Source organism: Parasphingorhabdus sp., from assembly GCF_048269915.1.
Taxonomy (GTDB): domain Bacteria; phylum Pseudomonadota; class Alphaproteobacteria; order Sphingomonadales; family Sphingomonadaceae; genus Parasphingorhabdus.
Genome location: NZ_JBLWTY010000001.1, coordinates 500,205 through 524,680, shown reverse-complemented (window position 1 = coordinate 524,680; position 24,476 = coordinate 500,205). Strand labels below are relative to the sequence as shown.

The 24,476-nt window shown below is 56.8% G+C and carries 27 protein-coding genes and 1 pseudogene; 17 read left to right on the top strand and 11 right to left on the bottom strand.

The window, feature by feature from the left end; genetic code table 11:
- Window positions 1-20: 20 nt before the first annotated feature.
- The 4 genes from ACN0WX_RS02445 to ACN0WX_RS02430 all read left to right on the top strand — a co-directional run bounded on the left by ACN0WX_RS02445 (window position 21) and on the right by ACN0WX_RS02430 (window position 6,182).
- A complete protein-coding gene (locus ACN0WX_RS02445; protein WP_417620682.1) occupies window positions 21-800 on the top strand; it encodes a helix-turn-helix transcriptional regulator in 780 nt (259 codons plus the stop codon).
- A gap of 127 nt (window positions 801-927) precedes the next feature.
- Window positions 928-3,027 carry a PQQ-dependent dehydrogenase, methanol/ethanol family gene (locus tag ACN0WX_RS02440; protein ID WP_417620681.1) on the top strand — a complete coding sequence of 700 codons (2,100 nt, stop codon included), beginning with the start codon at window positions 928-930 and terminating at the stop codon, window positions 3,025-3,027.
- Window positions 3,028-3,104: 77 nt separating this feature from the next.
- Complete coding sequence (locus ACN0WX_RS02435) at window positions 3,105-4,781, top strand: MFS transporter (RefSeq protein ID WP_417620680.1); 1,677 nt, start codon at window positions 3,105-3,107, stop codon at window positions 4,779-4,781.
- 267 nt (window positions 4,782-5,048) lie between these two features.
- Window positions 5,049-6,182: an isopenicillin N synthase family dioxygenase gene (locus ACN0WX_RS02430; RefSeq protein WP_417620679.1), complete on the top strand. Its 1,134-nt coding sequence runs from the start codon at window positions 5,049-5,051 to the stop codon at window positions 6,180-6,182.
- A 112-nt stretch (window positions 6,183-6,294) separates the two neighbouring features.
- On the opposite strand, the gene ACN0WX_RS02425 is transcribed toward ACN0WX_RS02430, so the two are convergent.
- Together ACN0WX_RS02425 and ACN0WX_RS02420 are read right to left on the bottom strand one after the other, a co-directional pair.
- On the bottom strand, window positions 6,295-7,419 hold the full coding sequence (locus tag ACN0WX_RS02425) for a M14-type cytosolic carboxypeptidase (protein ID WP_417620678.1): 1,125 nt from the start codon (window positions 7,417-7,419) through the stop codon (window positions 6,295-6,297).
- A complete protein-coding gene (locus tag ACN0WX_RS02420) occupies window positions 7,416-8,024 on the bottom strand; it encodes a DUF4136 domain-containing protein (RefSeq protein ID WP_417620677.1) in 609 nt (202 codons plus the stop codon). Before ACN0WX_RS02420 ends, ACN0WX_RS02425 begins: the two co-directional genes overlap by 4 nt.
- A gap of 162 nt (window positions 8,025-8,186) precedes the next feature.
- On the opposite strand from ACN0WX_RS02420, the gene galE reads away from it, so the two are divergent.
- From galE to ACN0WX_RS02405, 3 genes are all read left to right on the top strand, one after another.
- Window positions 8,187-9,191: a UDP-glucose 4-epimerase GalE gene (galE, locus tag ACN0WX_RS02415; protein WP_417620676.1), complete on the top strand. Its 1,005-nt coding sequence runs from the start codon at window positions 8,187-8,189 to the stop codon at window positions 9,189-9,191.
- A 101-nt stretch (window positions 9,192-9,292) separates the two neighbouring features.
- Window positions 9,293-9,418, top strand: coding sequence for a type B 50S ribosomal protein L36 (gene ykgO, locus ACN0WX_RS02410; RefSeq protein ID WP_011415100.1), 126 nt, complete (start codon window positions 9,293-9,295; stop codon window positions 9,416-9,418).
- 10 nt (window positions 9,419-9,428) lie between these two features.
- Window positions 9,429-10,055: an HAD family hydrolase gene (locus ACN0WX_RS02405; protein ID WP_417620675.1), complete on the top strand. Its 627-nt coding sequence runs from the start codon at window positions 9,429-9,431 to the stop codon at window positions 10,053-10,055.
- Here the strand turns inward: ACN0WX_RS02405 and pyk are convergent.
- Complete coding sequence (pyk, locus tag ACN0WX_RS02400) at window positions 10,052-11,503, bottom strand: pyruvate kinase (protein WP_417620674.1); 1,452 nt, start codon at window positions 11,501-11,503, stop codon at window positions 10,052-10,054. The two genes, ACN0WX_RS02405 and pyk, sit on opposite strands and share 4 nt — an antisense overlap.
- An 86-nt stretch (window positions 11,504-11,589) precedes the next feature.
- Between pyk and ACN0WX_RS02395 the strand changes: the two genes are divergently transcribed.
- From ACN0WX_RS02395 to ACN0WX_RS02385, 3 genes are read left to right on the top strand one after another with little or no spacing between them, the layout of a single operon-like run.
- Window positions 11,590-11,898 carry a DUF1244 domain-containing protein gene (locus ACN0WX_RS02395; protein WP_417620673.1) on the top strand — a complete coding sequence of 103 codons (309 nt, stop codon included), beginning with the start codon at window positions 11,590-11,592 and terminating at the stop codon, window positions 11,896-11,898.
- Between the two features lie 45 nt (window positions 11,899-11,943).
- Window positions 11,944-12,186, top strand: a complete 243-nt coding sequence (locus ACN0WX_RS02390; RefSeq protein WP_100093000.1) for a DUF2312 domain-containing protein — start codon at window positions 11,944-11,946, stop codon at window positions 12,184-12,186.
- Between the two features lie 40 nt (window positions 12,187-12,226).
- The gene (locus ACN0WX_RS02385) at window positions 12,227-12,547 is read left to right on the top strand and encodes a heavy metal-binding domain-containing protein (RefSeq protein ID WP_417620672.1); all 321 of its coding nucleotides are present in this window, start codon (window positions 12,227-12,229) and stop codon (window positions 12,545-12,547) included.
- On the opposite strand, the gene ACN0WX_RS02380 is transcribed toward ACN0WX_RS02385, so the two are convergent.
- The gene (locus tag ACN0WX_RS02380) at window positions 12,544-13,311 is read right to left on the bottom strand and encodes a type II CAAX prenyl endopeptidase Rce1 family protein (RefSeq protein ID WP_417620671.1); all 768 of its coding nucleotides are present in this window, start codon (window positions 13,309-13,311) and stop codon (window positions 12,544-12,546) included. The two genes, ACN0WX_RS02385 and ACN0WX_RS02380, sit on opposite strands and share 4 nt — an antisense overlap.
- Window positions 13,312-13,358: 47 nt before the next feature.
- Between ACN0WX_RS02380 and ACN0WX_RS02375 the strand changes: the two genes are divergently transcribed.
- From ACN0WX_RS02375 to ruvA, 4 genes are read left to right on the top strand one after another with little or no spacing between them, the layout of a single operon-like run.
- Entirely contained in the window at window positions 13,359-14,108 is a 750-nt protein-coding gene (locus ACN0WX_RS02375; RefSeq protein ID WP_417620670.1) for a YebC/PmpR family DNA-binding transcriptional regulator, read from the top strand.
- A complete protein-coding gene (locus tag ACN0WX_RS02370; protein ID WP_417621190.1) occupies window positions 14,108-14,458 on the top strand; it encodes a DUF3147 family protein in 351 nt (116 codons plus the stop codon). The genes ACN0WX_RS02375 and ACN0WX_RS02370 overlap by 1 nt, the downstream gene beginning before the upstream one ends.
- A gap of 15 nt (window positions 14,459-14,473) precedes the next feature.
- Entirely contained in the window at window positions 14,474-14,944 is a 471-nt protein-coding gene (gene ruvC, locus ACN0WX_RS02365) for a crossover junction endodeoxyribonuclease RuvC (RefSeq protein ID WP_417620669.1), read from the top strand.
- 58 nt (window positions 14,945-15,002) lie between these two features.
- Window positions 15,003-15,605 carry a Holliday junction branch migration protein RuvA gene (gene ruvA / locus ACN0WX_RS02360; RefSeq protein WP_417620668.1) on the top strand — a complete coding sequence of 201 codons (603 nt, stop codon included), beginning with the start codon at window positions 15,003-15,005 and terminating at the stop codon, window positions 15,603-15,605.
- Between the two features lie 2 nt (window positions 15,606-15,607).
- Here ruvA and ACN0WX_RS02355 read toward each other — a convergent pair.
- Window positions 15,608-15,691, bottom strand: a pseudogene (locus tag ACN0WX_RS02355) (GIY-YIG nuclease family protein); the annotation flags it as partial.
- A 70-nt stretch (window positions 15,692-15,761) separates the two neighbouring features.
- Between ACN0WX_RS02355 and ruvB the strand changes: the two are divergent.
- The gene (gene ruvB, locus ACN0WX_RS02350) at window positions 15,762-16,793 is read left to right on the top strand and encodes a Holliday junction branch migration DNA helicase RuvB (protein WP_417621189.1); all 1,032 of its coding nucleotides are present in this window, start codon (window positions 15,762-15,764) and stop codon (window positions 16,791-16,793) included.
- Window positions 16,794-16,821: 28 nt separating this feature from the next.
- Here ruvB and ACN0WX_RS02345 read toward each other — a convergent pair whose 3' ends face one another.
- From ACN0WX_RS02345 to ACN0WX_RS02320, 6 genes are all read right to left on the bottom strand, one after another.
- Complete coding sequence (locus tag ACN0WX_RS02345) at window positions 16,822-18,282, bottom strand: carotenoid oxygenase family protein (RefSeq protein WP_417620667.1); 1,461 nt, start codon at window positions 18,280-18,282, stop codon at window positions 16,822-16,824.
- The gene (gene dapD, locus ACN0WX_RS02340) at window positions 18,282-19,118 is read right to left on the bottom strand and encodes a 2,3,4,5-tetrahydropyridine-2,6-dicarboxylate N-succinyltransferase (RefSeq protein WP_417620666.1); all 837 of its coding nucleotides are present in this window, start codon (window positions 19,116-19,118) and stop codon (window positions 18,282-18,284) included. Before dapD ends, ACN0WX_RS02345 begins: the two co-directional genes overlap by 1 nt.
- Window positions 19,115-19,798 carry a pyrimidine 5'-nucleotidase gene (locus ACN0WX_RS02335; protein ID WP_417620665.1) on the bottom strand — a complete coding sequence of 228 codons (684 nt, stop codon included), beginning with the start codon at window positions 19,796-19,798 and terminating at the stop codon, window positions 19,115-19,117. The genes dapD and ACN0WX_RS02335 overlap by 4 nt, the downstream gene beginning before the upstream one ends.
- A 49-nt stretch (window positions 19,799-19,847) precedes the next feature.
- The gene (gene dxs, locus ACN0WX_RS02330) at window positions 19,848-21,776 is read right to left on the bottom strand and encodes a 1-deoxy-D-xylulose-5-phosphate synthase (protein WP_417620664.1); all 1,929 of its coding nucleotides are present in this window, start codon (window positions 21,774-21,776) and stop codon (window positions 19,848-19,850) included.
- A 97-nt stretch (window positions 21,777-21,873) separates the two neighbouring features.
- Window positions 21,874-22,332 (bottom strand): Fur family transcriptional regulator, encoded by a 459-nt coding sequence (locus tag ACN0WX_RS02325; protein ID WP_417620663.1) that lies wholly within the window; start codon window positions 22,330-22,332, stop codon window positions 21,874-21,876.
- Window positions 22,333-22,379: 47 nt separating this feature from the next.
- The gene (locus ACN0WX_RS02320) at window positions 22,380-22,787 is read right to left on the bottom strand and encodes a MerC domain-containing protein (protein ID WP_417620662.1); all 408 of its coding nucleotides are present in this window, start codon (window positions 22,785-22,787) and stop codon (window positions 22,380-22,382) included.
- Between the two features lie 162 nt (window positions 22,788-22,949).
- Between ACN0WX_RS02320 and ACN0WX_RS02315 the strand changes: the two genes are divergently transcribed.
- Together ACN0WX_RS02315 and cutA are read left to right on the top strand one after the other, a co-directional pair.
- Window positions 22,950-24,002 (top strand): COX15/CtaA family protein, encoded by a 1,053-nt coding sequence (locus ACN0WX_RS02315; RefSeq protein WP_417620661.1) that lies wholly within the window; start codon window positions 22,950-22,952, stop codon window positions 24,000-24,002.
- On the top strand, window positions 23,999-24,322 hold the full coding sequence (gene cutA, locus ACN0WX_RS02310; protein WP_417620660.1) for a divalent-cation tolerance protein CutA: 324 nt from the start codon (window positions 23,999-24,001) through the stop codon (window positions 24,320-24,322). The genes ACN0WX_RS02315 and cutA overlap by 4 nt, the downstream gene beginning before the upstream one ends.
- Window positions 24,323-24,476 lie beyond the last annotated feature (154 nt).

Sequence of the window (24,476 nt, the reverse complement as noted above, 5' to 3'; positions counted from 1 at the left end):
TTTCAGGTCGGAGGTGAACAATGAACGAGAACGGGCTAACGGATTGCCTGGTCGAGCTTGTTGCCGCTATCGGCAAAGAGGATTTTGCACAGTGTTTTCTAGCTGTTTTCGAGAAAATCGCCAACGTCCAGCTTTGCTCTGTATTTTCTGTCGGACCCGGCCAATTGGTGAAATTGCTCTTCGCCCAGGGTAAGCATCCCGAGTTGGCGGATTTCTCATCGCAGGCCTCCCTCGTTTACGCATCACGCTTCTGGCGCTCTGATAGCCAGATGTCGCGCCTTTTCCATTCAGGTGTCCAAAGGCCAATCATCGTCCGCCGGCGCGCTGTGGACATAGCCGATCCCGCATACAGGGCTACCTGCTACGAGCGGGGCGATATTCGGGAGCGACTGTCGATTTTCTGGCCCGGCTCCCCTGTTCTGTTCGCCAATGGCTATCGAGTGGGGAGCAGGGCCGCTTTTTCAACAGAGACAATAGAACAGGTAGAAGAACAGGCTCCCCTGTTAATGGCTGCGGTCGAAAGTCACTTGCGCAATAGCCATCTTGCCGGACGCATGTTGAACGAGACTGAACTAATGCAATCGTTGCGGGCAATGGTCCCCAGCCTGAGCATACGCGAAGCGGAGATATCAGTCGCCATGATGCTCGGCGAAACGCAAACAGAGATAGCCGAACGAAAGCGCCTCTCGTCAAACAGCGTCATAACCTATCGCAGGCGCGCATATAGCAAGCTTGGGTTGGTCAACCGGCGCGATCTGATGCGGTTGCATCGCCATATGGCGTTTGAAGGGCGCCTGTGATGCGGCAGAACATATGGTGCTGTCAGGGCTTTCCTATCGACAGACATGCCGCTGTCACATTGACAGTTTTCAGAGGCGAGTATATCACCCTGGCTGATAATATATTATATATTGAGGAGCAGATGTAATGGCATTGAAGATTAGCAAAATCGGGTTTGTAACATGCCTTGCACTGGCAACCGCTTCTGTTGCACTTGCGTCTTCTCAAACAGCAAATGTGGATAATATCCGCATGATTGCGGCCGATGATGAACCCGGTCAATGGATGGGTCCGGGTCGCACATATGGCGAGGATCGCTACAGCCCGCTCAAGCTGATCAATGATGCCAATGTTCAGGGTCTCAGTCTTGCCTGGTACGCAGATATTTCCACCAACCGGGGTGTCGAGGCATCACCGCTCATGATTGACGGCGTGCTCTATAATATTGAGCCATGGAATGTGACAGTCGCCTATGATGCGAAGACCGGCAAGGAGCTGTGGAGGTTCGACCCCGAGGTGGACCGCGACAAGGGCAAGCATGCATGTTGCGATATCGTCACGCGTGGCTTGTCTGCATGGAAGGGCAATATCTATATTGCGACATTGGATGGCCGCGTTATCGCAATAGACGCCGAGACCGGAAAATCAGTGTGGAGCGTAGAGACGTTCGACCCGGTATGGCCCTATACGATTACGGGCGCGCCGCGCGTATATGACGGCAAGGTCGTGATCGGCAATGCGGGAGCAGAAGGCGCGGCTCGTGGCTATGTGACTGCCTATGACGCTGCAACAGGCAAACAGCTATGGCGATTTTATACCGTGCCTGGCGATCCATCCAAACCGCAAGAAAACAAGATACTTGAAATGGCGGCCAAGACATGGTCCGGCGAATGGTGGAAAAGTGGCGGCGGTGGCACGGTATGGGATTCTATCGCCTATGATCCGCAACTGGATCTCGTCTATATTGGCGTCGGCAATGGTGGCCCTTGGCCGCAAAAATATCGTAGCCCCGGCGGCGGCGATAATCTTTTCCTGTCGTCCATTGTCGCGCTGAAAGCCGATACCGGCGAATATGCCTGGCACTATCAGACGACCCCCGCCGAAGAATGGGATTATACGGCAACCCAGTCGATGATCCTGACGGACCTGAAACTCAACGGGCGAGTCCGCAAAATATTGATGCAGGCACCAAAAAACGGCTTCTTCTATATTCTTGACCGGGCCACAGGCGAGCTGCTTTCCGCGGAACCCTATGTTGCCATGAACTGGGCATCGGGCATCGACATGAAAACCGGGCGGCCCATCGTCAATCCGGAAGCGCATTATGGCGAAGTCCCGGTAATGGTCACACCTGGCCCGGCGGGCGGCCATAATTGGCATCCAATGGCCTATAGCCCGCAAACCGGCCTTGCCTATTTCCCGGTAACAGAAATGTATATGGCCTATTCGGTAAACCCCGATTTCCAGCAAACACCCGGCAACATGAGCCAGTTGGGTATTTCCACTACCGGCTATGATCTCACCCGCAAGGCAGCATCCGATTATGCGGAAAAGCACAACAAGACCTGGCTGACGGCGTGGAACCCTGTCACGCAAAAGGAGCAGTGGCGCGTGCCATATACGCAGCGCGGCAGTGGCGGCATTCTTGCAACGGCAGGCAATCTTGTATTCCAGGGTACTGTCAATGGGACTTTCGCAGCCTATAGTGCAGACAAAGGTCAAAAGCTGTGGGAGATGCCTACCCAGCAAGTCCCTATGGCCGGCCCGATCAGCTACCAGATTGACGGTGTTCAATATATCGCTGTCAATGCTGGCTGGGGCGGTGGTCTGGCCCACTCAACTTCGGCCAAATCTCTCGGCTTCCCGCTATCTGAATTTCCTCGCCTGCTGGTGTTCAAGCTGTCCGGAACCGCGCAGTTGCCCGCTATCAAGGACAAGGGGCCAGAGCTTGTTCGCCCCGAGGAAACCGGTGCCGATGCTGCCAAGATAGCAAGCGGCGAACAGCTATATGCTGATTATTGCTCGGCCTGCCATGGCGAGCGCGCTCGCGGCGGCATAAAGGATTTGCGGCGCATGTCGCCAACCACCCATGAGCAATTTCTCGACATAGTCATTCGCGGCACGCGCAAGGAAAAAGGAATGGCCAGCTTTGCTGATCTCGTTTCTGAGCAGGATGCCAAGGCGATCCATGCTTATCTGATCCGGCGTGCGAATGACGATTGGGACAGCATCCTCAAGGGGGAATGAACCGGGCCAGCCGAAGATTATCTAGCAAAACCTTCGAATTATTGGAGGCACAAGGAAACTTAGTATAGCTGACACGCATGGTCACTCCGGATGATGATAGCACGCGCCAGAGCAATGTAACGACGGCTCAGTCGCCGCTGTCCATTCCCTTATACAGGGGAATCTGGATAGCAAATCTGCTGTCTAATCTGGGTTTCCTGATCCAGTCTGTTGGCGCATCCTGGCTCATGCTGGAGCTCACATCTTCGCCGCGCATGGTTGCCCTGGTGCAAACATCCATCACCTTGCCCATCATGCTTCTGGCCCTGTTTGCCGGAGCCGTCGCCGATAATCTCGATCGTCGACGCGTCATGTTGACGGCACAATGTTTCATGTTGACGGTGTCCGTTTTGCTCGCATTGCTAACCTATTTCGGTTTTGCTTCACCTTATATGCTGCTAACCTTCACATTCCTGATCGGGTGCGGCAATGCTCTTAACGGTCCTGCATGGCAGGCATCGGTTGGCGATATAGTACCCAAGCCCATGCTTCCTGCCGCTGTCGCCTTGAACAGCGCAGCATTTAATATCGCGCGCAGCGCCGGACCAGCACTGGGAGGTGCGATTGTCGCTTTTGCTGGCGCAGCAGCGGCGTTTTTAGTGAACTGCATAAGCTATTTCGGGCTTCTTGCAGTATTGCTGCGCTGGCGCCCCGAGCAAGACGCAAACGCTCTCCCCCCGGAGCGGATCGGCAGCGCAATGATGGGCGGCCTGCGCTATGTTTCCATGTCGCCGCATATGCTCAAAGTCATGGCCAGAGCCATCATGTTTTCAATATGCGCGAGCGCTGTCTCCGCACTAATGCCGGTCATTACGCGCGATCTCTTGCAGGGTGATGCCATTACCTACGGCATTTTGCTGGGAGCCTTTGGCGCTGGCGCGGTCGCCGGGGCATTGCTGAGTTCACCGCTTCGCCATCGGCTATCGGCTGGCGGTGTGGTTTCCGTGGCGAGCGCTATAATGGCAGTCGGCGGGGCGATAACCGCGCTTTCCACCAATATCATGATCACTGTGCCAGCCCTTGTCATTGCCGGTGCGGCCTGGATATTGGTGCTCTCAACGCTCAATGTCACCATGCAACTAGCATCGCCAAGATGGGTGGTTGCGCGCGCCATATCGCTTTATCAGATGGCCGCCTTTGGCGGTATGGCAATAGGCAGTAGCCTGTTTGGCATGGCTGCTACGCATATCGGAGTCACAAGAGCGTTGCTCCTTGCCTGTTTATTATTGTGTGCAAGTATCATCGGGGGGCGTTTCATGCCGTTGCCTCAAGTTGACGATGTAGATCTTAATCCCTTGCGTCGATGGAACGAACCAAACACCGATGTTCCGGTAGATCCAAGAAACGGGCCGGTAGCGATCACTATCCATTACAAGATCGACCCCGCAAATATTTCCCGTTTTCTCGCTGTCATGAATGAACGTCGCCGCATTCGAAGAAGGGATGGCGCAAGAAGGTGGACATTATATCGCGATCTTTCGAACACCCGGTTGTGGGTTGAGCGTTATCATGTAGCGACGTGGCTGGACTATGTCCGTCATAACCAGCGGCGGACCAATGCGGATGCTGCCAATATTGCCGATATCATGGAGTTGCATTGCGACGAAAGCCCTCCACTGGTCTATCGACGTATACAGGTGCAGCCGGACTCCTATAACATATCCGGGTCCAGCGACGACGGCCTCTATTCTCAGCCTTTGCCCGGAAATCTTTAAACGAAATCAGTTACGGACCACCCTCTCATTTTTTGATGCCGTTCAAGAACAGGGGGGGCGTCAAGATCCAGCCCGACGATGCGCATCAGCAATATTCATCATGTATTGTGGGCCCTTGCCCATGAAAAATCATGGGATCGAATGTGGTTTACCGAGACCCTTAAATCATCATCCTAAAGACCAAGTGATCGTCATTGAAGAAATGATGCAGGTTGGAGATTCCAATCAACGAAGGTCACCAAGATGCACGATTTGAGAGGATATATAATGACTGACCTTTTCATAAATTCCGATCTGGAAGATTATGCGATTTCTGAAACAAGCGATGGTCTTAAATCATCATCTGATAACGAAGCAGAAATGGCCGCTGCTAATGTCGCGCCCTCACTTCCAGTTCTAGATATCTCGCTAATGCGCGGGACAAGCGAAGATCAGGCATTCTTCCTCTCGAAACTTCGCGATATTCTTCATAACTACGGTTTTTTCTATCTTGCCGGACATGGCGTAGACGCAAAGCTGACAACAGATGCCATCGAAGCAACAAAGCAGTTTTTTGCCTTGCCGGAAGCAGAAAAAGTATCAATCGATATGCTCAACTCCCCGCAGTTTCGGGGGTATAACCGCGCTGGCATGGAGTTGACGGGTGGTCAACAGGATTGGCGGGAGCAGGTCGATTTCGACTGTGAAGAGGATATTGCGGAACTGAGTCCGGAAGCGCCCGTCTGGAAGCGGGCGCTCGGGCCCAACCAATGGCCGGCAGGGCTTCCTGAATTCAAAACAACCATTTTACGTTATCAGGCAGAAGTTACACGTGTCAGCATTGCGGTCCTCGAGGCCATTGCCTTGGCTCTCGGTCAGGACAAGAACTTCTTTGCTCCGATGTATGAATCCGGTCCTCGCCAGCATATGAAGATTCTCCGTTATCCAGGCTTAGAGGGCTCTCAATCGGATCAGGGTGTTGGGGCCCACAAGGATGGCGGCCTGGTGACAATATTGCTGCAAGATGTCTTGCCTGGCCTTCGTGTTCAAAGCCAGGATGGAAGCTGGATTGATGCCCCACCCATTCCCGGCACCTTCATTGTGAACACGGGTGAGCTGCTTGAACTGGCCACCAACGGATTCGTCCATGCAGATATCCATACGGTGGTCGCACCACCTGCAGGCACGGAGAGATTTTCGATCCCATTTTTCTTCGGAGCAAGCTTCGACGGAACTGTTCCTCTAATCGACCTGCCGGATGAGCTGAAGCAAAAGGAGCGAGGTGTAAGCTCTGATCCGGCAAACCCAATGTTCCGTGATATCGGGCTAAACCATCTGAAGGCCCGGCTTCGTTCTCACCCGGATGTGGCGCAGGCCCATTATTCCGACGTTCTCGAGGAATTATTTCAGGCAGTTGGATGAGTTTAACGAGGCGCTGAGATTTCAGGGGTGAACCGCAACAGGGCGTCCTGTTTTACCACAAGCTTCGAGAGAAGAATGCCGACGCATCGAATCTCTCTGTCTTCGTCATTTGCTAGATTTCGTCGATCATCTCCGCCAGCGTGGCGAGACATTCACGGGCCAGCAATATGCAGCGTTCAGGGGACCAGCCCTGTTCGGCATCAGGCAGATCGCGGTTATCCTTGAAGGGCATTTCCAGAGTCATCGCCACGGCGCCAAAGCGCTCTGCCAGTTGATTGGTCGACATCGACAGATTGGCCTTGCCCTTCGCAGCGGTCGGATAGCCAAGCTCGGTCTGGAAATCCGGGGTGCGTCGGGCGAGGCGATCGCGAAAGTCATGATATTTGCCCAGCTGCGCGTCGGTGATCGAGGCTATACCTTCAAAACCGGCAATGAAAACCGCAGGAATAGCCTCATCTCCGTGGACATCCATAGCAAAGTTGACACCGCTTTCGTCCATTGCATTGCGGACGCAGAGCACTTCAGGGGATTTTTCCGGGCTCGGTTCATGCCATTCCCGATTGAGATTCGTCCCGGCGTAATTGGTTCGTAAATGCCCCCTACGCGAACCATCGGGGTTCATATTGGGAACGATATGGAACCGGCATTGCTGTAACAAGAGCCTTGCGTGCGGGGCCGACGGATCGGTCAGCATTTCCAGCGCACCTTCCATCCACCATTGCGCCATGCTTTCGCCAGGATGCTGGCGGCCGTAGAGCCAGACCTGCTTTGTCCCGCCGCCCATCTCGATACAGTCGATCGCCTGTCCTTCGAGGCTATAGCCGAGCGCCCGAACCGTAACGCCCTCGACGGCAGCGGTCTCGGCGATCAGGTCGTGATGGCGTTCGATGCTGTACGGCGCGAAATAGGCAAACCAGATGATATTGCTGCTCGCCGTATACCGGATCGTCAGCGTGCCGCTTTCTTCATCATAGCTGCTCGCTGCACGGCCCCAATAGTCGCGGTCTTCGCTGACGCAGGCGTCATATTCGGGCCAGCCCTGCGGATAAGCCGATTCTTTCAGCCCGGTGATGGCCAGTTCCAGTTCGTCGCCGATGGCGCAGGTAACCCGGAAATGGAACCACTGGAAAAATTCGCTGTCCTTGTCCTTCCGGATGGACAATGTCGCAGAAGTGCCATCAATGGCGTGGACTTCGATATTACCGCTATCGAACGCGCTGGTGATCTGGATGCTCATGGCACTCTGATAGTGGTTCCTGACTCTCCGGGGAAGTCCCTGAATAGGGCTTCTGCCAATTTTGCTGCCGCCAGACCGGGCTGCGATGCCGGCGATCCCTGTTTGGCTTCCACCGAGGCACGGCCCTCCCAGACAACGCTGCCAGCATCGCGGTCGGTGATCCGGACCGACAATTCGGTGACGATCCGGTCCTTTGGCCGACCGCCAAGATTGATTCCGATGCCCAGACCGACGCCCGACCCGTAGCTGCCGGTGCTGCCGCCGACACCGACCGAGACAGGAGAGCGTACCCCGCTTGCACTGAGAACCACCCTTTCGATCGTATAGCGGGCAACATATTGGCTTTGTTCGGCACCGTCGCGGGCTTCTGTGAAGCCAACCCGTTGTAACTCGTGCAATATGGCGGCGGAATAGGTCGCATATTCAATGCTGCGGCTATCGCCTTCCTCCAGGACATTAGCCTCAATGACGACACTGCCCGGGACGATCGCAGCAACCTGGGCATTGTGGAAGCGGGTGACGTCAACCGGCGGCATCATCGCCGTGCATCCCGACAAGAACAATCCAGCCAAAGTCACTGTTGCGAATGAATGAAAACCGGTCATGATACACGCTCCTTACTTCGCCCCGCGCCCTATTAGCGCATAATCCCGGCTACGGCGGTAAAAAATTGCATCGCCGCATCGCTCGGTTTAACCCAAGGAAGTACCAGGCGCGGCAGAGCGTTTGAAATTGCCGATATTGGGAAAGACAGGGATCAAGCAACAATGGCGAAACCGTTCACAATATTGGTAACTGGCGGGGCCGGCTATATTGGCAGCCATGTGGTTCTGGCGTTGCGTGATGCCGGCTGGCCAATTGTGGTGATCGACAATCTGACCACCGGTTTCCGCTGGGCGGTTCCGGAGGATGTCGCCTTCTATGAAGGTGATATCGAGGATTCCCCTTTGCTCTCCAAGATCATCAAGGAGAAAAATATCGGTGCGATCATGCATTTTGCCGGATCGGTAATCGTCCCGGAATCGGTAGAAAACCCGCTTAAATATTACCATAACAACAGTGTCAAAAGCCGTAGTCTGATCGAATCGGCCGTCAACGGCGGAGTGCAGCATTTCATCTTCTCATCGACCGCGGCAACCTATGGCATTCCCGAGGAAAGCCCCGTCAGCGAAACGACGCCGCAAGTGCCGATCAACCCTTATGGCATGTCGAAGCTGATGACCGAGCACATGCTACGCGATGTTTCGGTGGCGCATGACCTGAATTTCTGTGCCCTGCGCTATTTCAATGTCGCGGGTGCTGATCCGCAGGCGCGTGCGGGGCAGTCGACCGCTGGTGCCACCCATTTGATCAAAGTCGCGGTAGAGGCGGCGCTGGGCAAACGCGACAGTGTCGCCGTCTTCGGTACCGACTATGACACGCCGGATGGCACCGGAGTGCGTGACTATATCCATGTCTCTGATCTTGCCGATGCCCATGTACTTGCGCTTGAGGCGCTGATCGCGGAGCCGAATCAGAACCATTTGCTCAATTGCGGCTATGGTCGCGGTTTTTCCGTGCTCGAGGTGCTTGACGCGGTCGACCGCGTCACCAACATGAAAATCGAACGGAAAATAGAAGGTCGACGGGCGGGCGACCCCGATTCGCTGATTTCCGACAATCGCGCGATCATGGAACGATTCCCCTGGCAACCGAAACATGCCGATCTCGACGAAATTGTCGCGCATGCGCTGGCATGGGAGCGCAAACTGATCGAAATTCGCGGAGAATAGCGCTGGTCGCTTGACTTTGACGGCGGGCGACCTTAATTGGCCTGCTTCAACGCAGCAAGGCTGCTTTCAAGAAATTCAGATAACCAAGGCGTGGTACCAAAATGAAAGTCCGCAACTCTTTGAAGTCGCTTAAAAACCGTCACCGGGATTGCCGCGTCATCCGTCGCCGTGGTCGCACTTATGTGATCAACAAGACGAATCGCCGGTTTAAAGCACGCCAAGGCTAAAAGCCCGTTTGTGGCAGGAGCTTCTGCCATTTCCAAAATTGACACCGTCGTCTTTGATATTGGCAATGTGCTGTATCGTTGGGATTTGCGCTGCTTGTTTGAAAAGCTGATCGATGATCCCGAAGAGCTGGACTGGTTTCTTGACCATGTCGTGACCCCGGAATGGCATTTCCAGCATGACGCCGGGCGCTCATTTGCCGACATGGTGAGGGAACGATCCCGTCAATTTCCGCAATATGCCAGTCTTATCAAAGCCTATTCCGAACGGTTTCCCGAATCCATACCCGGCCCTGTCGAGGGCGTGCATGAAATTGTCCACGCTTTGATGCAACGGGCTGTTCCGATATTCGGTATCAGCAATTTCGGTGCCGAATCCTGGGCGCAATTTCGACCATTGGCACCAATATTCGACCAGTTTTCCGATATCGTCATTTCCGGTGAAGAAAAGCTTATGAAACCGGACAGGGCAATTTTTGAGCTTGCCCTGAAACGTTTTGACCGTTGCGCCGACCAGTGTATTTTCATTGACGACCGGATGGACAATGTTGCCGCGAGCGAAGCGGTTGGCTTCGCCGGGCATCATTTTACGGATGCGAAGGCGCTCGAACGGGAATTGCGCGCCTTGCGGCTGCTCTAGCTGCGCTTGAGTTCATCGCCGCTCAGGCGGACGATGTGCAGCAGATTGGTCGATCCCGGCGTGCCAAAAGGCACACCGGCGCAGACTATCAGGCGTGAACCGGCCTGGCCGAGCTTATGCCGCAGGGCCATGCGCTTGGCCTTGGCAATCATCTCCTCGAAATCATTTACATCGCGGGTGACCACGGCGTGGGCACCCCACAGCAGGCCGATTCTCCGAGCGGTATGGCGGTTGGGTGTAAGCACCAGCAGCGGCACGGAGGGCCGCTCGCGCGCCATTCTGCGCGCCGTCGAACCGGAAGCCGTATAGCAGACAATTGCTGATGTCTCGATGGTGCGGGCGATATTATAACTCGCCGCCGCCAGTGCATCGGCAGTGGTCTCGTCGGGCACGGTCTCGGTGAAATGGACGCGGTCGGCATAGGAGGGATCATTTTCCACCTGCGCGGCAATCCGGTCCATCATCGTGGCGGATTCGATCGGCCAGTCCCCGACCGCCGATTCTGCCGACAGCATGATCGCGTCGGCGCCATCGTAGATCGCGGTTGCGACGTCCGATACCTCGGCACGAGTCGGCGTCGGCGACTTGATCATCGATTCCAGCATCTGGGTGGCAACGACTACGGGCCGGCCAAGCTTGCGGGCCGCGGCGACAATTTTTTTCTGCAGCGGGGGCACCTGTTCCGGCAAAAGTTCGACGCCGAGATCGCCGCGCGCCACCATCACCGCATCGGACAGCTCGAGAATCTCGTCGAGCCGGTCGATCGCCGCGGGTTTCTCGATCTTGGCGAGCAGCGCTGCCTTGCCGTCGATCAGCCGCCGCGCTTCGGCGACATCCTCGGGGCGCTGCACGAAGCTGAGCGCGATCCAGTCGACATCCTGTTCCAGTGCAAAGGTCAGGTCCCTGCGATCCTTGTCGGTGAGCGAGCTGACCGGCAGCACTACTTCGGGAACATTGACGCCCTTGCGATCGGATATTTCACCGCCGACGATTACTTTGGTCTCGACGCTTTTCCCGTCGGCCTCGATCACTTCCAGCCGGATCTTGCCATCGTCGAGCAGCAGGGTGTGACCCGGCTGCAAAGTCTCCAATATTTCTTTGTGGGGAAGGCTGACGCGCATTGCGTCACCCTGTTTTTCGACCATATCGAGAGTGAAACGGGCGCCTTCCTTCAGCATCACGGGTGGCTTGGCAAAAGTGCCGATGCGCAATTTGGGGCCCTGCAGGTCGGCCAATATGGTAATCGGCCGGCCGACCTTCTTTTCCAGCGCCCGAATCGACTTCACGTTGGCGGCGTGGGCCTTGTGTTCACCGTGGCTCATGTTCATCCGGAAGGCATCGACCCCGGCACGGTACATTTTCTCGATCATTTCCGGGCTGCCGCTGGACGGACCGAGCGTCGCCAGGACTTTGACCTTGCGGTTGCGAGAGAAGATTGGCGATGCCATTTACAAATTCCTTCTGGGCGCTTTAATGGCGCCTTGCCTAATCCTGTTTCATGACAGGTTAAAAACAAAAAACAATGGAAACGAACATGACCGATCAAATATCCGATGCCGCCGCAGCCGCTGCATTTCGCCGTCTGGTAAGTCATTTGCAGCACCGCCATGACGCGGAAAATATCGATTTGATGGGCCTGGCGGGCTTCTGCCGCAACTGCCTGGCCGACTGGGTGATGGAAGCGACCGTGGATGCGGGCGGTGCGATGACCAAGGACGAGGCACGGGTGGCGATCCACGGCATGCCTGTCAGCGAATGGAAGAAAAAATACCAGACCGAGGCGACGCCGGAGCGGCTCAAAAAGATGAAGGAAAGCGTGGCCAAAAACGCTGCCGCCGCTTAAAGACACGCTTCGAATCCGAACATAGATTTTCAAAGGAACAAGAGAATGAGCGAGGGCAATGTTGCCGCAGACCAGCTGCGTCTGTTTATTGAACGTATCGAACGGCTGGAAGAAGAGAAAAAGGGCATGGCTGACGATATCCGCGATGTTTATTCCGAAGCCAAGTCGCAGGGCTATGATGCCAAGATCATGCGCCAGATTGTGCGATTGCGCAAAATGGAAACCCACGACCGTCAGGAAATGGAAGCCATTCTCGACACCTATAAATCGGCGCTTGGGCTTGCCTGAGTGATCGGCTAGGATCGTCAATCCAGTTGGGAGAACGTCGATGATTGTCACCACTACGCCCAGTGTCGAAGGCCATGCTATCCGTGACTATCGCGGAATCGTCATTGGTGAAGTGATCGTCGGCGCCAACCTGTTTCGGGACCTGTTCGCCAGCATCACCGATATTGTCGGCGGGCGTTCGGGCAAATATGAAAATGTCCTGAAACGGGCCCGGGATGAAGCCTTGGCGGAGATGGAGGCCGAGGCGGCGAAGGTCGGTGCCAATGCCGTTGTTGGCGTTGATCTTGACTATGAAGTCGTTGGTGAGAAGGGATCGATGCTGATGGTCTCCGCTTCGGGAACCGCGGTTGTCACCGACTAGAGGCCTGCGGCCTGCGTGAGAGCCATGTAGAGCAAACCGCTGGTCGCGATCAGGTTATAAGCCATGTGCATCGCGATATTTGCCCACCAGCCGTGGTGAATCCGGGCATAGCCCCAGATGAGGCCGCCAACCAGCTGCGGCAAAACAAAGGGCAGCATCGTGGCGGGATTGTCGCCTGCATAGTTGAAGACATGGACGAAGGCGAAGAGCAGCGCCTGGCTCCAGAAGATCAGCGGGAAGAATCGGACAAACCACTGGGGCACAGGGCGTTTCCAGAAGGCAGCCAGACCGACGACGGCCGCGATCATGACCCCGGCCAGCAGGACCAGCGGCACGATGCTATTGCCGTGCATCCAACCCATTTTTCCCGCAATGAATGTGCCGGCCGTCCAGGCCACAAAAGCGAAAAAAGGGACCAGCAACCGTGGTGACCCACCCAGCCAGGACCGGAAAATCAGTTCCTCGAATATCGGTCCGACAACGACGACAAGCAACAGCAACTGCCAGACCGGACGATTAAGCAGATCGGACATGTTGGTCGACATGCTGATATCAAGGGCCAGCATGATCGGGACAAGAACTGCCGCAATGGCCGCTACGATGATCAGATTAAGCGCAAAAAGCCAAGACAGGCCGGTGGTTTGCCGGTGCGCTGGGGAGGCTGTACCGTCCAGCTTTGGCGCGCGCAAAAAGGCCAGCAAGTCGGCGGCGGTGACGGACAGTCGACCGATTGCCCATCCAATGGTTGAGTTGGCTTCGAACATGCGGCAAAGAGCCCTTCACTAAAACATCCAAACAACGGACGAATCGTATGGCAGGCCATAGTAAATTTGCAAATATCAAGCATCGCAAGGGTGCGCAGGACAAGAAGCGGGCAGCCGCCTTTTCCAAGCTGAGCCGGGAAATAACCGTGGCGGCAAAATCGGGTATGCCCGATCCCGATATGAACCCGCGCCTTCGTCTGGCGGTCAATAACGCCAAGGCTGTGTCAATGCCGAAGGATAATATCCAGCGGGCAATCGACAAGGCTTCGGCGAATGAAGGCGATGATTATAACGAAGTGCGCTATGAAGGTTTTGGCCCCGGCGGCGTGTCGCTGATCATCGAAACCCTGACCGACAATACCAATCGCACGTTCACCAATGTGCGTACGATCATGTCGCGAAATGGTGGTAATCTGGGCGAAAGCGGTTCCGTTTCGCACGGTTTTGACCGGGTCGGCTATATTCAGTATCCCGCCGACGCCGGTAGTGAGGACAAGGTATTGGAAGCGGCCATGGAAGCGGGCGCGGAAGATATCAGCTCGGACGGCGACGGCCATGAAATCTGGACCGCCATGGAAGATTTGCACGAGGTTTCCGGTGCGCTGGAAAAGGCGCTCGGGGAAGCGGAGAGCGTCAAGCTGGCGTGGCGGCCATCGGTGCAGGTGGAAGTGGACCAGGAGCAGGCGGAAACCCTGCTCAACCTGATCGATCTGCTGGAAGAGGATGACGACGTCCAGACCGTCTGGGGCAATTATGACGTGTCCGACGAGATCATGGAAAAACTGAACGCCGGGTGATGTGGGAATTTGCCGCCAAGGCCGCACTCGCAGGAGTGATCGTGGCTCTGGTAGCGGCTATCGCACAGCGCCAGCCCAGTTTCGGGGCGCTTGTAGCGTCCTTGCCGCTGATCTCGATATTGGGCATGATTTTCCTGTGGTGGGGGCGCCCCGATACGGAAAATATGGCGCTGCATGCCGAAGCGACCTTCTGGTATGTGCTTCCATCTCTTCCAATGTTCCTGTTGATTCCGACGATGCTGCGCAATGGTATCGGTTTCTGGCTGTCGCTGGCAGCCGGGTGCGTACTGACGATCAGCCTCTATCTGATCATGGCCTATGTCGGTCGCCGTATCGGGCTGCCGATCTGATGCGGCATATTTGAGATGATCATTCTCGGCCTTGATCCGGGTCTCGGCACCACCGGCTGGGGCGTGATCAGCGCGCAGGGCAACCGGCTCTCCCATATCGCCAATGGCCAGATCAAGACCGATCCCAAAATGGCCTTGGCCAGCCGCCTGCTGAAGCTCGATCTCGAACTGACCGATCTGCTGCTGGAATATAAGCCGGAGGCCGCGGCGGTCGAGGAAGTGTTCGTCAACAGCAATCCGCAAAGCACGTTGAAACTGGGGCAGGCCCGCGGCGTTGTGTTGCTCGGCGCGTCGCGGACCGGGATCGAAGTCGGCGAATATGCCGCGCGGGCGGTGAAGAAATCGGTGGTCGGCGTCGGCAAGGCGGACAAGGATCAGGTGCAGGCGATGATCAAAATCCTGCTGCCCGGTGTAAAGCTGGCCGGCGCGGATGCCGCCGATGCCTTGGCCGTGGCGATCACCCATGCGCATCATCGCGGGCGGTAAGACGGAAAAGAACAAAACAAAAACTCGACAGATTCGCCTGCCGCGCTAAAACACTTGCATGATCGCAAAACTGACCGGCACCATCGACGAAATCGGCACGGACAATATCGTGCTCGACGTGAATGGCGTCGGCTATCTGGTCTTCTGTTCGTCGCGGACCATCGGTGCGATCGGCGGCAAGGGCGACGGCGCGACCATCTATACCGAAATGCAGGTCAGCGAGACCGACATGCGGCTGATGGGCTTTGCCAGTGGCTCGGAGCGTGACTGGTTCCGGTTGCTGATCTCGGTGCAGGGCGTCGGCGGCAAGGTGGCGCTGGCGATCCTGTCGGCGCTGGAGCCGGGCGAGATTTCGCGCGCCGTGGCGACGGGCGACAAGGCGATGGTTTCGCGCGCCAACGGTGTAGGTCCCAAGCTGGCGCTCAGGATTGTCAACGAGTTGAAGGACAAGGTCGGCGGTATCGCGACCGACTCGGTTGCGGGCGGCGGCGCGGTTCACGCACCCTCGAACAACAGCGCCGATGCGGTTAGCGCCCTGCAGAATCTGGGGTTCAAACCGGCGGATGCCAGTGCTGCGGTGGCGGCGGCGGATGCCGAGGCAGGCGATGGCGCGACCCTGGATGCGCTGGTGCGGCTGGCGTTGAAGAAGGCGGCGCGGTGATGGCGCTGGATCAGGTTCGACGTTACGCCGATGTAAAGTGTGCCGTACGGCTGGCTGGCGAGAATGTAGACGCAGGGTTGTTTCACTTGTCGCACCGGCGGTGTATGGGCGTAAAATGGACCCTGAAACAAGTTCGGGGTGACGCATTCAGGGGTATTGGCCGTTACTGATAATCCGCATCTTACGCCGCAGCGGCAGCCGGAAGACATCGACGCCGCGCTGCGCCCGAAAACGCTCGACGAATTTGTCGGGCAGGAGGCGGCGCGGGCGAATTTGCGGGTGTTTATCGAGGCGGCGAAGCAGCGCAAGGAGGCGCTGGACCACACATTATTTTTCGGGCCACCCGGGCTCGGCAAGACCACGCTGGCACAGATTATCGCACGCGAGCTGGGCGTCGGTTTTCGCGCCACGTCTGGTCCGGTGATTGCCAAGTCCGGGGATCTGGCGGCGCTGCTGACCAATCTCGAAGAAGGCGATGTCCTGTTTATCGACGAGATCCACCGGCTCAATCCGGTGGTCGAGGAAGTGCTCTATCCGGCAATGGAAGACCGTGCGCTGGATCTGATCATTGGGGAAGGCCCTTCAGCGCGGTCTGTGCGGATCGACTTGCCGCAATTCACGCTGATCGGGGCAACCACGCGACAGGGCCTGCTGACCACGCCATTGCGCGACCGTTTCGGCATTCCGGTGCGGCTCAATTTCTATTCGACCGAGGAGCTGGAGCAGGTGGTCCACCGCGCTGCGCGGCTGCTTGATCTCGAGATTGCGCCCGATGGTGCCACCGAAGTCGCGCGCCGCGCACGGGGCACGCCACGTATCGCCGGACGCTTGTTGCGCCGGGTGCGGGATTTTGCCCATGTCGCGGGTAGCGCGATTGTCGATCAGGCCACCGCCGATGCCTCGCTGACCCGGCTGGAGGTCGACAGCATTGGCCTCGACGCGATGGACCGGCGGTACCTCCATATGATCGCCGATATCTACAAGGGCGGGCCGGTGGGTGTGGAGACGCTCGCGGCCGGGCTCAGCGAGCCGCGCGATACGATCGAGGAAGTGATCGAGCCCTATCTGATCCAGCTCGGGCTGATTGCGCGGACCGCGCGGGGGCGGGCGCTCAATGATCGCGGGTGGAAGCATCTGGGGTTAAGTCCGCCTGCCGGTAAAGCGAGTGATGCAGAGTTGTTTGATTGACGTGCTCCGCACTTGATGCGGAGCACAGTTATGCCCCAATCTGCTCGCCCGAAGCCCAAGTAGCATGCGTGCCGCTACTGATCCGGTGCGGCAATATGATCGTGCACACCGGTCCTGCCGAAATATTCTGCGCATCGATGATGATACATTCCGACCGGTCCTGCTTCATATCAGTGATGAAGCTGATCAGATAGCCGTCATCTTCTGAACGCGCATTGGCGCGCGGAATGAACGGGGCTTCCGAGCCGTAACGCTCTTCGCCGAACGAGAGATGCTCCGCCTTGCCGGTGGCCAGATCATGTTTCGTCAGGCCGTTGAACAGGAACCAGCCCGGCTCGCCGGTAACGCTATAGACATAGCGATAAGGCTGTCCCGCGATCCGCTGGTTGATCATTCCGAATTCGACCGGATAATCATCGAACAATGTCTCTTCGCTGGTCTCGCCGGTTTTCAGATTGAAGCGCCAGCGATGCAGTTCGGGTTTGAAACTGTGCAGATCGATGCTCGCGCCCATGCTTTCATAGCCCGCCGGGAAATCGGTCAATGGCGGCGGCACCGGATCATTCTGATAATAGCCGTCGAGGACGATTTCGTCGCCCTCTTCATAGGCATTGGTCCAGTGGAGCACATAGGTCGGTCTGGCTTCGAACCATTGGATATCCTCTGGCTGGCCCAAGCGCGGGATGATGCCGAAGCGGGTCGGCTCGTCGGGGTGATATGAAGGAATATAGAGATTGCGCTCGATCAGCTCCGGCTTCCAGTAGAGCGGGCAGTCGTTGAAAATCACGAAATTTTCGGTGAAGGCCATGTCGTGCGGCAGGCGTGCGCCGGGAAGTTCTACCGGGATGAAATGCCTGAGCTTATTGTCAGGCCCGACGACGCCATAGTGGAGATAGGGTGCCCTGGTCGAATAGTTGAAGAACAGCAGTTCGCCGGTCGCCTCGTCGACTTTCGGATGGGCGGAAATGCCGTCTGCCGGCACCCAGTCTGCCGTACCCAGCGTTTCCAAGGTTTCAGGATCAAGCTGATAGCCTTCGCCGCATTGATAGAAGGTCGACAGGATCGCACCGGCATGGACCACGACATCGGTTGAGCTGCTGTCCTTGACGCTGCCATGCGTGCCCCACCCTTTGCGTTTGGAATCATCGGGTTTGCCCATGATACCGATCCACAAAGGCCCGCCTTCAGCCTGTTCGGCTTCGAAACCCTCGGTCCGGACGAAGCGGTTGCGATAGCTCGCCTTGCCATCCTTGATCCGGATGGTGTGGATCATCCCGTCGCCGTCGAAGGGATGATAGCGGCCAATGCTGTCGTGCACGGGGTTTTCCGTGTTGCGGACATAGAGCCCGTCGATATCGGCGGGGATCGTCCCGATTATTTCGAGATCTTCTGTATCCAGTTCCTCGAAAACCGGAGTCCAGGCGCCATTGCGATAGGGATGGTCATTGGGTTCCAGCGTCACCTTCACCCGATTGACCGGCGTGGCCATCAGTCGCGCAGCAACTCGTTGATACCGGTCTTCGACCGCGTCTGCGCATCGACCGTCTTGACGATCACCGCGCAATAGAGCGATGGGCCGGGGACGCCATCAACGTTCACCTTGGGTGGCATAGTGCCGGGTACCACGACCGCATAGGGGGGCACTTCGCCGATCCAGATCTTGCCGGTGACGCGGTCGACAATCTTGGTCGAGGCGCCGAGATAGACGCCCATCGAGAGCACCGCGCCTTCGCCAACGCGTACGCCTTCGGCTACTTCAGCCCGCGCGCCAATAAATGCGCCATCCTCGATGATCACCGGACCTGCCTGCAATGGCTCGAGCACGCCGCCGATTCCGGCGCCGCCGGAAATATGGACATTCTTGCCGATCTGCGCGCAGCTGCCCACGGTGGCCCAGCCGTCGACCATCGTGCCTTCATCGACATAGGCGCCGATATTGACAAAGCTCGGCATCAGCACGACGCCGCGGCCGATGAACGCGCCCTGCCGGACGATCGAGCCGGGGACGGAGCGGAATCCGGCTTCACGGAAACGGTCTTCACCCCATCCGGTGAATTTGCTTGGCACCTTGTCCCAGTGATTGGCACCGCCGGGGCCTTCGATGACCTTGTTGTCGTTGAGCCGGAAGGAGAGCAGCACCGCTTTCTTGAGCCACTGGTTGACCACCCACTGGCCGTCTTTCTTTTCAGCAACCCTGCCGCTGCCATCGTCGAGCATGGCCAGCGCCTTATCCACGGCATCGCGGACCTCGCCCTGGGTTGTCAGGCCCAGCGATTCCCGTTTGTCCCAGGCGGTGTCGATTATGGTCTGCAATGCTGCGGTCATGTTGGTTGTTCTTCCTTCGCGCTGTGGAGGCCGGTGACCCAGCTTTCCAGATCAGTTATTTCGTGGTCAATATAGGCGGGATCATGCTCGCGGCCAGCCCATTCGGCCCCGGTGTTGATCCAGATGGTTGTCATGCCCAAATCTTTTGCCGGACGCAAATTGCGCGCCGTGTCCTCGACAAACAGGGCGCGGGCCGGATCAATACCGGTGGCGCTGATCATGCTCATATAAGCGGTGGTCTGGGGCTTGGGCACGAGGTCCGCATCCAGAATGTCATGCATCTTGTGAAACAAGCCATCAAAGCCCCGCTTCTCCAGCACCTTTTCGGCATAGGGTCGATCGGCGTTGGTAAAGACGAGCTTTTCGCCGGGCAGCGCTTCAATCGCGTTCCGAGCCAGCGGAGCAGGCGAAAGGCGATCCATGTCGATATCATGCACGAAATCGAGAAAATCATGCGGATCGGTGCCATGGTGATGCATCAAGCCCGCCAGCGTGGTGCCATGGTCGTGGAAAAAACCCTTCTGGATTTTCCGCGCTTCGACGAGATCACAATCCAGTGTCCGGGCAATATATTCGCCCATCTTGAGATCGATCAGGGCGAATAAATCACATTCTACCGGATAAAGGACATTGTCGAGATCGAAAATCCAGTGATCGATATGGGAGAGTTCGGGTGGCATGGGGAAACGCCTAAAGACCGTTTCCAGCAATCACAAGCTGCAATATTGGTTAGGCTCGCGCTCCGGCATCCTCAACATTGGTGCTGTTGTGCCGCAAGGCCTTCAGCACCGTATCGACAATGCCGTTCGCATCAAGACCCGCTTCCTTATATTGCAAATCCGGCTTGTCCTGTTCTTGAAATATATCGGGCAAGCGCATGGTGCGAATCTTCAGGCCGGCGTCGGTGAGGCCATTGTCCGATGCATAGGTCAGGACATGTGCGCCAAGACCGCCAACGGCTGCTTCCTCGATCGTGACCGCTACCTCGTGGGTGGTGAGCAATTTGCGGATCAGAGCCTCGTCGAGCGGTTTGGCAAAACGCAGGTCGGCGACTGTGGTGCTGAGTCCCTTGGCTTCCAGCCGGTTGGCTGCCTTTTTGGCCTCTTCGAGGCGCGCACCGAGCGACAGGATCGCGACCTTGCTGCCCTGTTTGACGATCCGGCCCTTGCCGATTTCCAGCCGTTCGAGTTTCTCCGGAATCGCAACCCCGGTGCCGTTGCCGCGCGGATAGCGAAAGGCGATCGGGCCAGCGTCATATTCCGCTGCCGTATAGGTCATATGGGCCAGTTCTGCTTCGTCTGCAGCGGCCATGACAACCATATTGGGCAGGGTTGCCAGATAGGTGATGTCGAAAGAGCCTGCATGGGTGCTACCATCCGCACCGACGAGTCCTGCCCGGTCGATTGCAAAGCGCACCGGCAAATTTTGGATCGCCACATCATGGACGACCTGGTCATATGCGCGCTGCAGGAAGGTCGAGTAGATCGCGCAGAAAGGCCGCATGCCCTGGGCGGCCAGACCGGCGGCAAAGGTCACCCCATGCTGTTCGGCGATACCGACATCAAAAGCCTTGTCTGGATGTGCCTTGGCAAATTTATCGACGCCGGTACCGGTCGGCATGGCAGCGGTAATGGCGCAGATACGCGGATCGCTATCGGCCAGTTTGGCCAGCGTCTCGCCAAACACATTCTGATAGGCAGGTGGTCCGCCACCAGGACCCTTGTCCTGTTTGCCGGAGATTACATCAAATTTGGCCACGCCGTGATATTTATCAGCCGCTTCCTCGGCAAATTTATAGCCTTTGCCCTTTTCGGTGACGACATGTATCAGGCAGGGCCCCTCCGCCGCGTCGCGGACATTTTCCAGAACCGGAATGAGATGTTCGAGATTATGACCATCGATCGGCCCGACATAATAGAATCCCAGTTCCTCGAACAAAGTCCCGCCCATGGTCATGCCGCGAGCATATTCATCGGTCTTGCGCGCTGCGTCATGGAGCGCCTTGGGCAGTTTTCGAGCAATCCGTCGGGCAAGCTGGCGCACGCCGAGAAATTCGCGCGAGGACACGATACGGGCGAGGTAGGCTGAAAGTCCGCCGACCGGTGGCGCGATTGACATGTCATTGTCATTGAGAATGACAACCAGCCGATTGCCGGCCTCTGCAGCATTGTTCATTGCTTCATAGGCCATGCCCGCGCTCATCGCGCCGTCACCGATAACGGCTATGCCACGGCCCGGTTTGTGGTTCAGCTTGTTGGCGATGGCAAAGCCGAGCGCTGCGCTGATCGATGTCGAGCTGTGCGCTGCGCCAAAAGGGTCATATTCGCTCTCCGAGCGTTTGGTGAAGCCGGAGAGGCCTCCGCCCTGACGCAGGGTTCTGATCCGGTCGCGGCGACCGGTGATGATCTTGTGTGGATAGCATTGATGGCCGACATCCCAGATCAGCCGGTCTTCGGGTGTATTGAAGACATAATGGATTGCGGCTGTGAGCTCGACTACACCCAGACCGGCACCCAGATGGCCGCCGGTTGTCGATACTGTGTCAATCACCTCAGCGCGAAGCTCGTCGGCAAACTGCCGGAGTTGTTCGGGCTTTAATTTGCGCAGATCAGCCGGCAAGACGACGGTGTCCAGCAAAGGTGTATTCGAAACCGGCATATTCACTCCCTGATTGGCCCCAGCTTTAACGGCTTTCCCTTGCGCTGTCGAACGTTCCGCAGATTGACTGTGAATTTTTGCTGATCGGCGGGGCGGATCAGCTGCATTTCTGGCAAATACCACGTACTTCGATCACTGGCCGGATGGAGTTGAACCCCTGGCTTTTCGCGACCTTGCGGACCTGCTGAGACAAGGGGTCGTCGTCGATATGGGTGGCTTCGCCGCAGGTATCGCAGACCAGAAAAATGCAATCATGTTCGCATCCAGGGTGACTGTTGGCGAGGTAGGCATTGGCACTTTCGACCCGCATCGCGAGATTGTTGGCCACAAATAGGTCGAGAATCCGGTACACACTGTTTGGTGCAACACGTTTGCCCCGTGCTGCAGAAACCAGCTCGGCAATGTCATAGGCCGAGGCGGGGCGAGAGAAACCGGCCAGGGCTTCAAAAATAGCCGCTCTTGTATCGGTCCATTTCTCGCCCGATTTTTCCAGATTGGCGCGTGCCGCGTCGGCTAAGGATTCGCCGTGATGCTCGTGATGATCATGTTTTCCCATGAGGATAATTTAGGGATGTTTCGCCACGAGGGCAATGGGCGCGCGCATTAGTGGGTGGCGCGGTAGTTCAGATCATGGCCGAGCGCGAGAACGCCGACGCCCAACATGGTATAAAAAATCTCGGCGGCGCCATGTCCGCCCTCATGGCCAACCGTGATCGCGCCCATCATCATCCCCAGCCCCAGGCTGCCGACGGCTACCGGCATGATATAGCCATGCTCCAGAACGCCGCGTCCCAAGGTGAACAGTCCCAGCGCAATCGCGATTCCCAGACCAACTTCATGGATTAGCGGATCGAGCAGCAGACCGCCCGCCGAGGACAGGATCGCGACAAAGGCAATCGTGGAAATGCAATGTACAAGGCACAGGCCGGACACAAGCACGGCAAGACGGTCCCACAGGCCATCCTTGACCCACAGACCTTCTTTGTCCCACAATTTCGCTACGGTGAACACGACTCGCTGACTAACTTTCCGGTTGCTTGGCTTGGATATAGGAAAATGCGTGTTAAGATACAACATATCATTTTGGGACATCATTTCGTCGCCAGCATTTTTCCGAGCTTGCGTGGGTGATTCTGGTTGTCACGTCATGGTTTTAATTCCAAATAGCGGCCGATGAATGCCCAGACCATCCCAGAGCAGCCTGCCGACAGGGTCCGCCGCCGCCCGATCGCGATCGCCAATTGGCTTTATTCGGTCGCTTTTTTGGTGTTTATCATGGTGGTTGTGGGCGGGATTACTCGATTGACCGAATCGGGATTGTCGATAACCGAATGGAAGCCTGTGACCGGAGCGCTGCCGCCGCTCAGCGAGGCGGACTGGCTGTCAGAGTTTGAGAAATATAAGCAGATACCCGAATATCTGGAAATCAGTGGTCCTGCTGGGATGACGCTGGCGGATTTCAAGTCTATCTATTTCTGGGAATGGATTCACCGCCTTCTGGGGCGCTTGATCGGTGTGGCTTTTGCACTGCCGCTGCTCTGGTTTGCCGTCAAGCGGGCAATTCCGAACGGTTATGGCGGACGGCTGGTGGCGCTGCTTGCGCTTGGCGGTTTACAGGGAGCGATCGGCTGGTGGATGGTAAGCTCGGGACTGAGCGAGCGGACGGATGTAAGCCATTTTCGCCTGGCGGTGCATTTGTTGACGGCGTTGTTCATCTTGGGAGGCCTGGTGTGGACAGCGCTGGACCTGCGGCAGCTTGCATGCGGTAACAGCCGGCCCGCGCGCATGACCGGACTGGGCTTGGCGGTGCTGGCCGTGTTGGTGATCCAATTGTTGTTTGGCGCTTATACCGCAGGCTTGAATGCTGGCTATGTCTCGAACACATGGCCGCTCATGAACGAGTATTTCATTCCCGGCGGTATCGACTGGACCTCAGGTTTTTGGACCGCACTTAATAACGATCCCTATCTGCTGCATTTTCTTCACCGATGGTGGGCCTGGGTTGTGGTCGGTTTTCTTGTTCTGCTTGCGCGAAAGGTTCGAGTGGTCAGCCGCCGCGCCTCGATCGCCATTCATATGGCGTTCGGCAGCCAGATATTGCTTGGCATCGCAACAGTTATGACCGGGATCGATATTCATCTGGCGGTATTGCATCAGGCCGTAGGCGCGCTGGTCGTCGCTTCGACGGTTTGGGGTGTGCATCTTCTCGGTCGCGCATCGCAATGACTGGATCGGTTGCGCTGATCTATTCGACTTTTGGATCCGCAGAGGAAGCCAGACGCGTGGCGCTTAGCCTGCTCCAGGAAAAGCTGGTTGCCTGTGCCAATCATTTTGCTCCGGTCGTGTCGCAATATGAATTTCAAGGAAAGTTGCACGAAGAACAGGAGTTTCCGGCGCTGCTCAAAACCTCGACTGAAATGGTTGGGCCTGCGATGAGTCGCCTTTCCATCCTGCACAGTTTCGATACGCCCGCAATTTTGCACTGGGTGGTCGATGCCGCCGATCCTGATTATGAAAAATGGTTGCTGGGTCAGGTCAGAAACTAGGTGGGGTATTATTATACCCGCCAGCAAAGCCCCGCTTTCGCTTGACTTACCGGGAAAACAGCGCCAATAGCGCCGCAGTTTGTCGAACCCCTGCGAATCAGGGTTGTTCGGCATTTATTATTTTTGAATCCCAACTCTCCAAGAAGGAGCCACC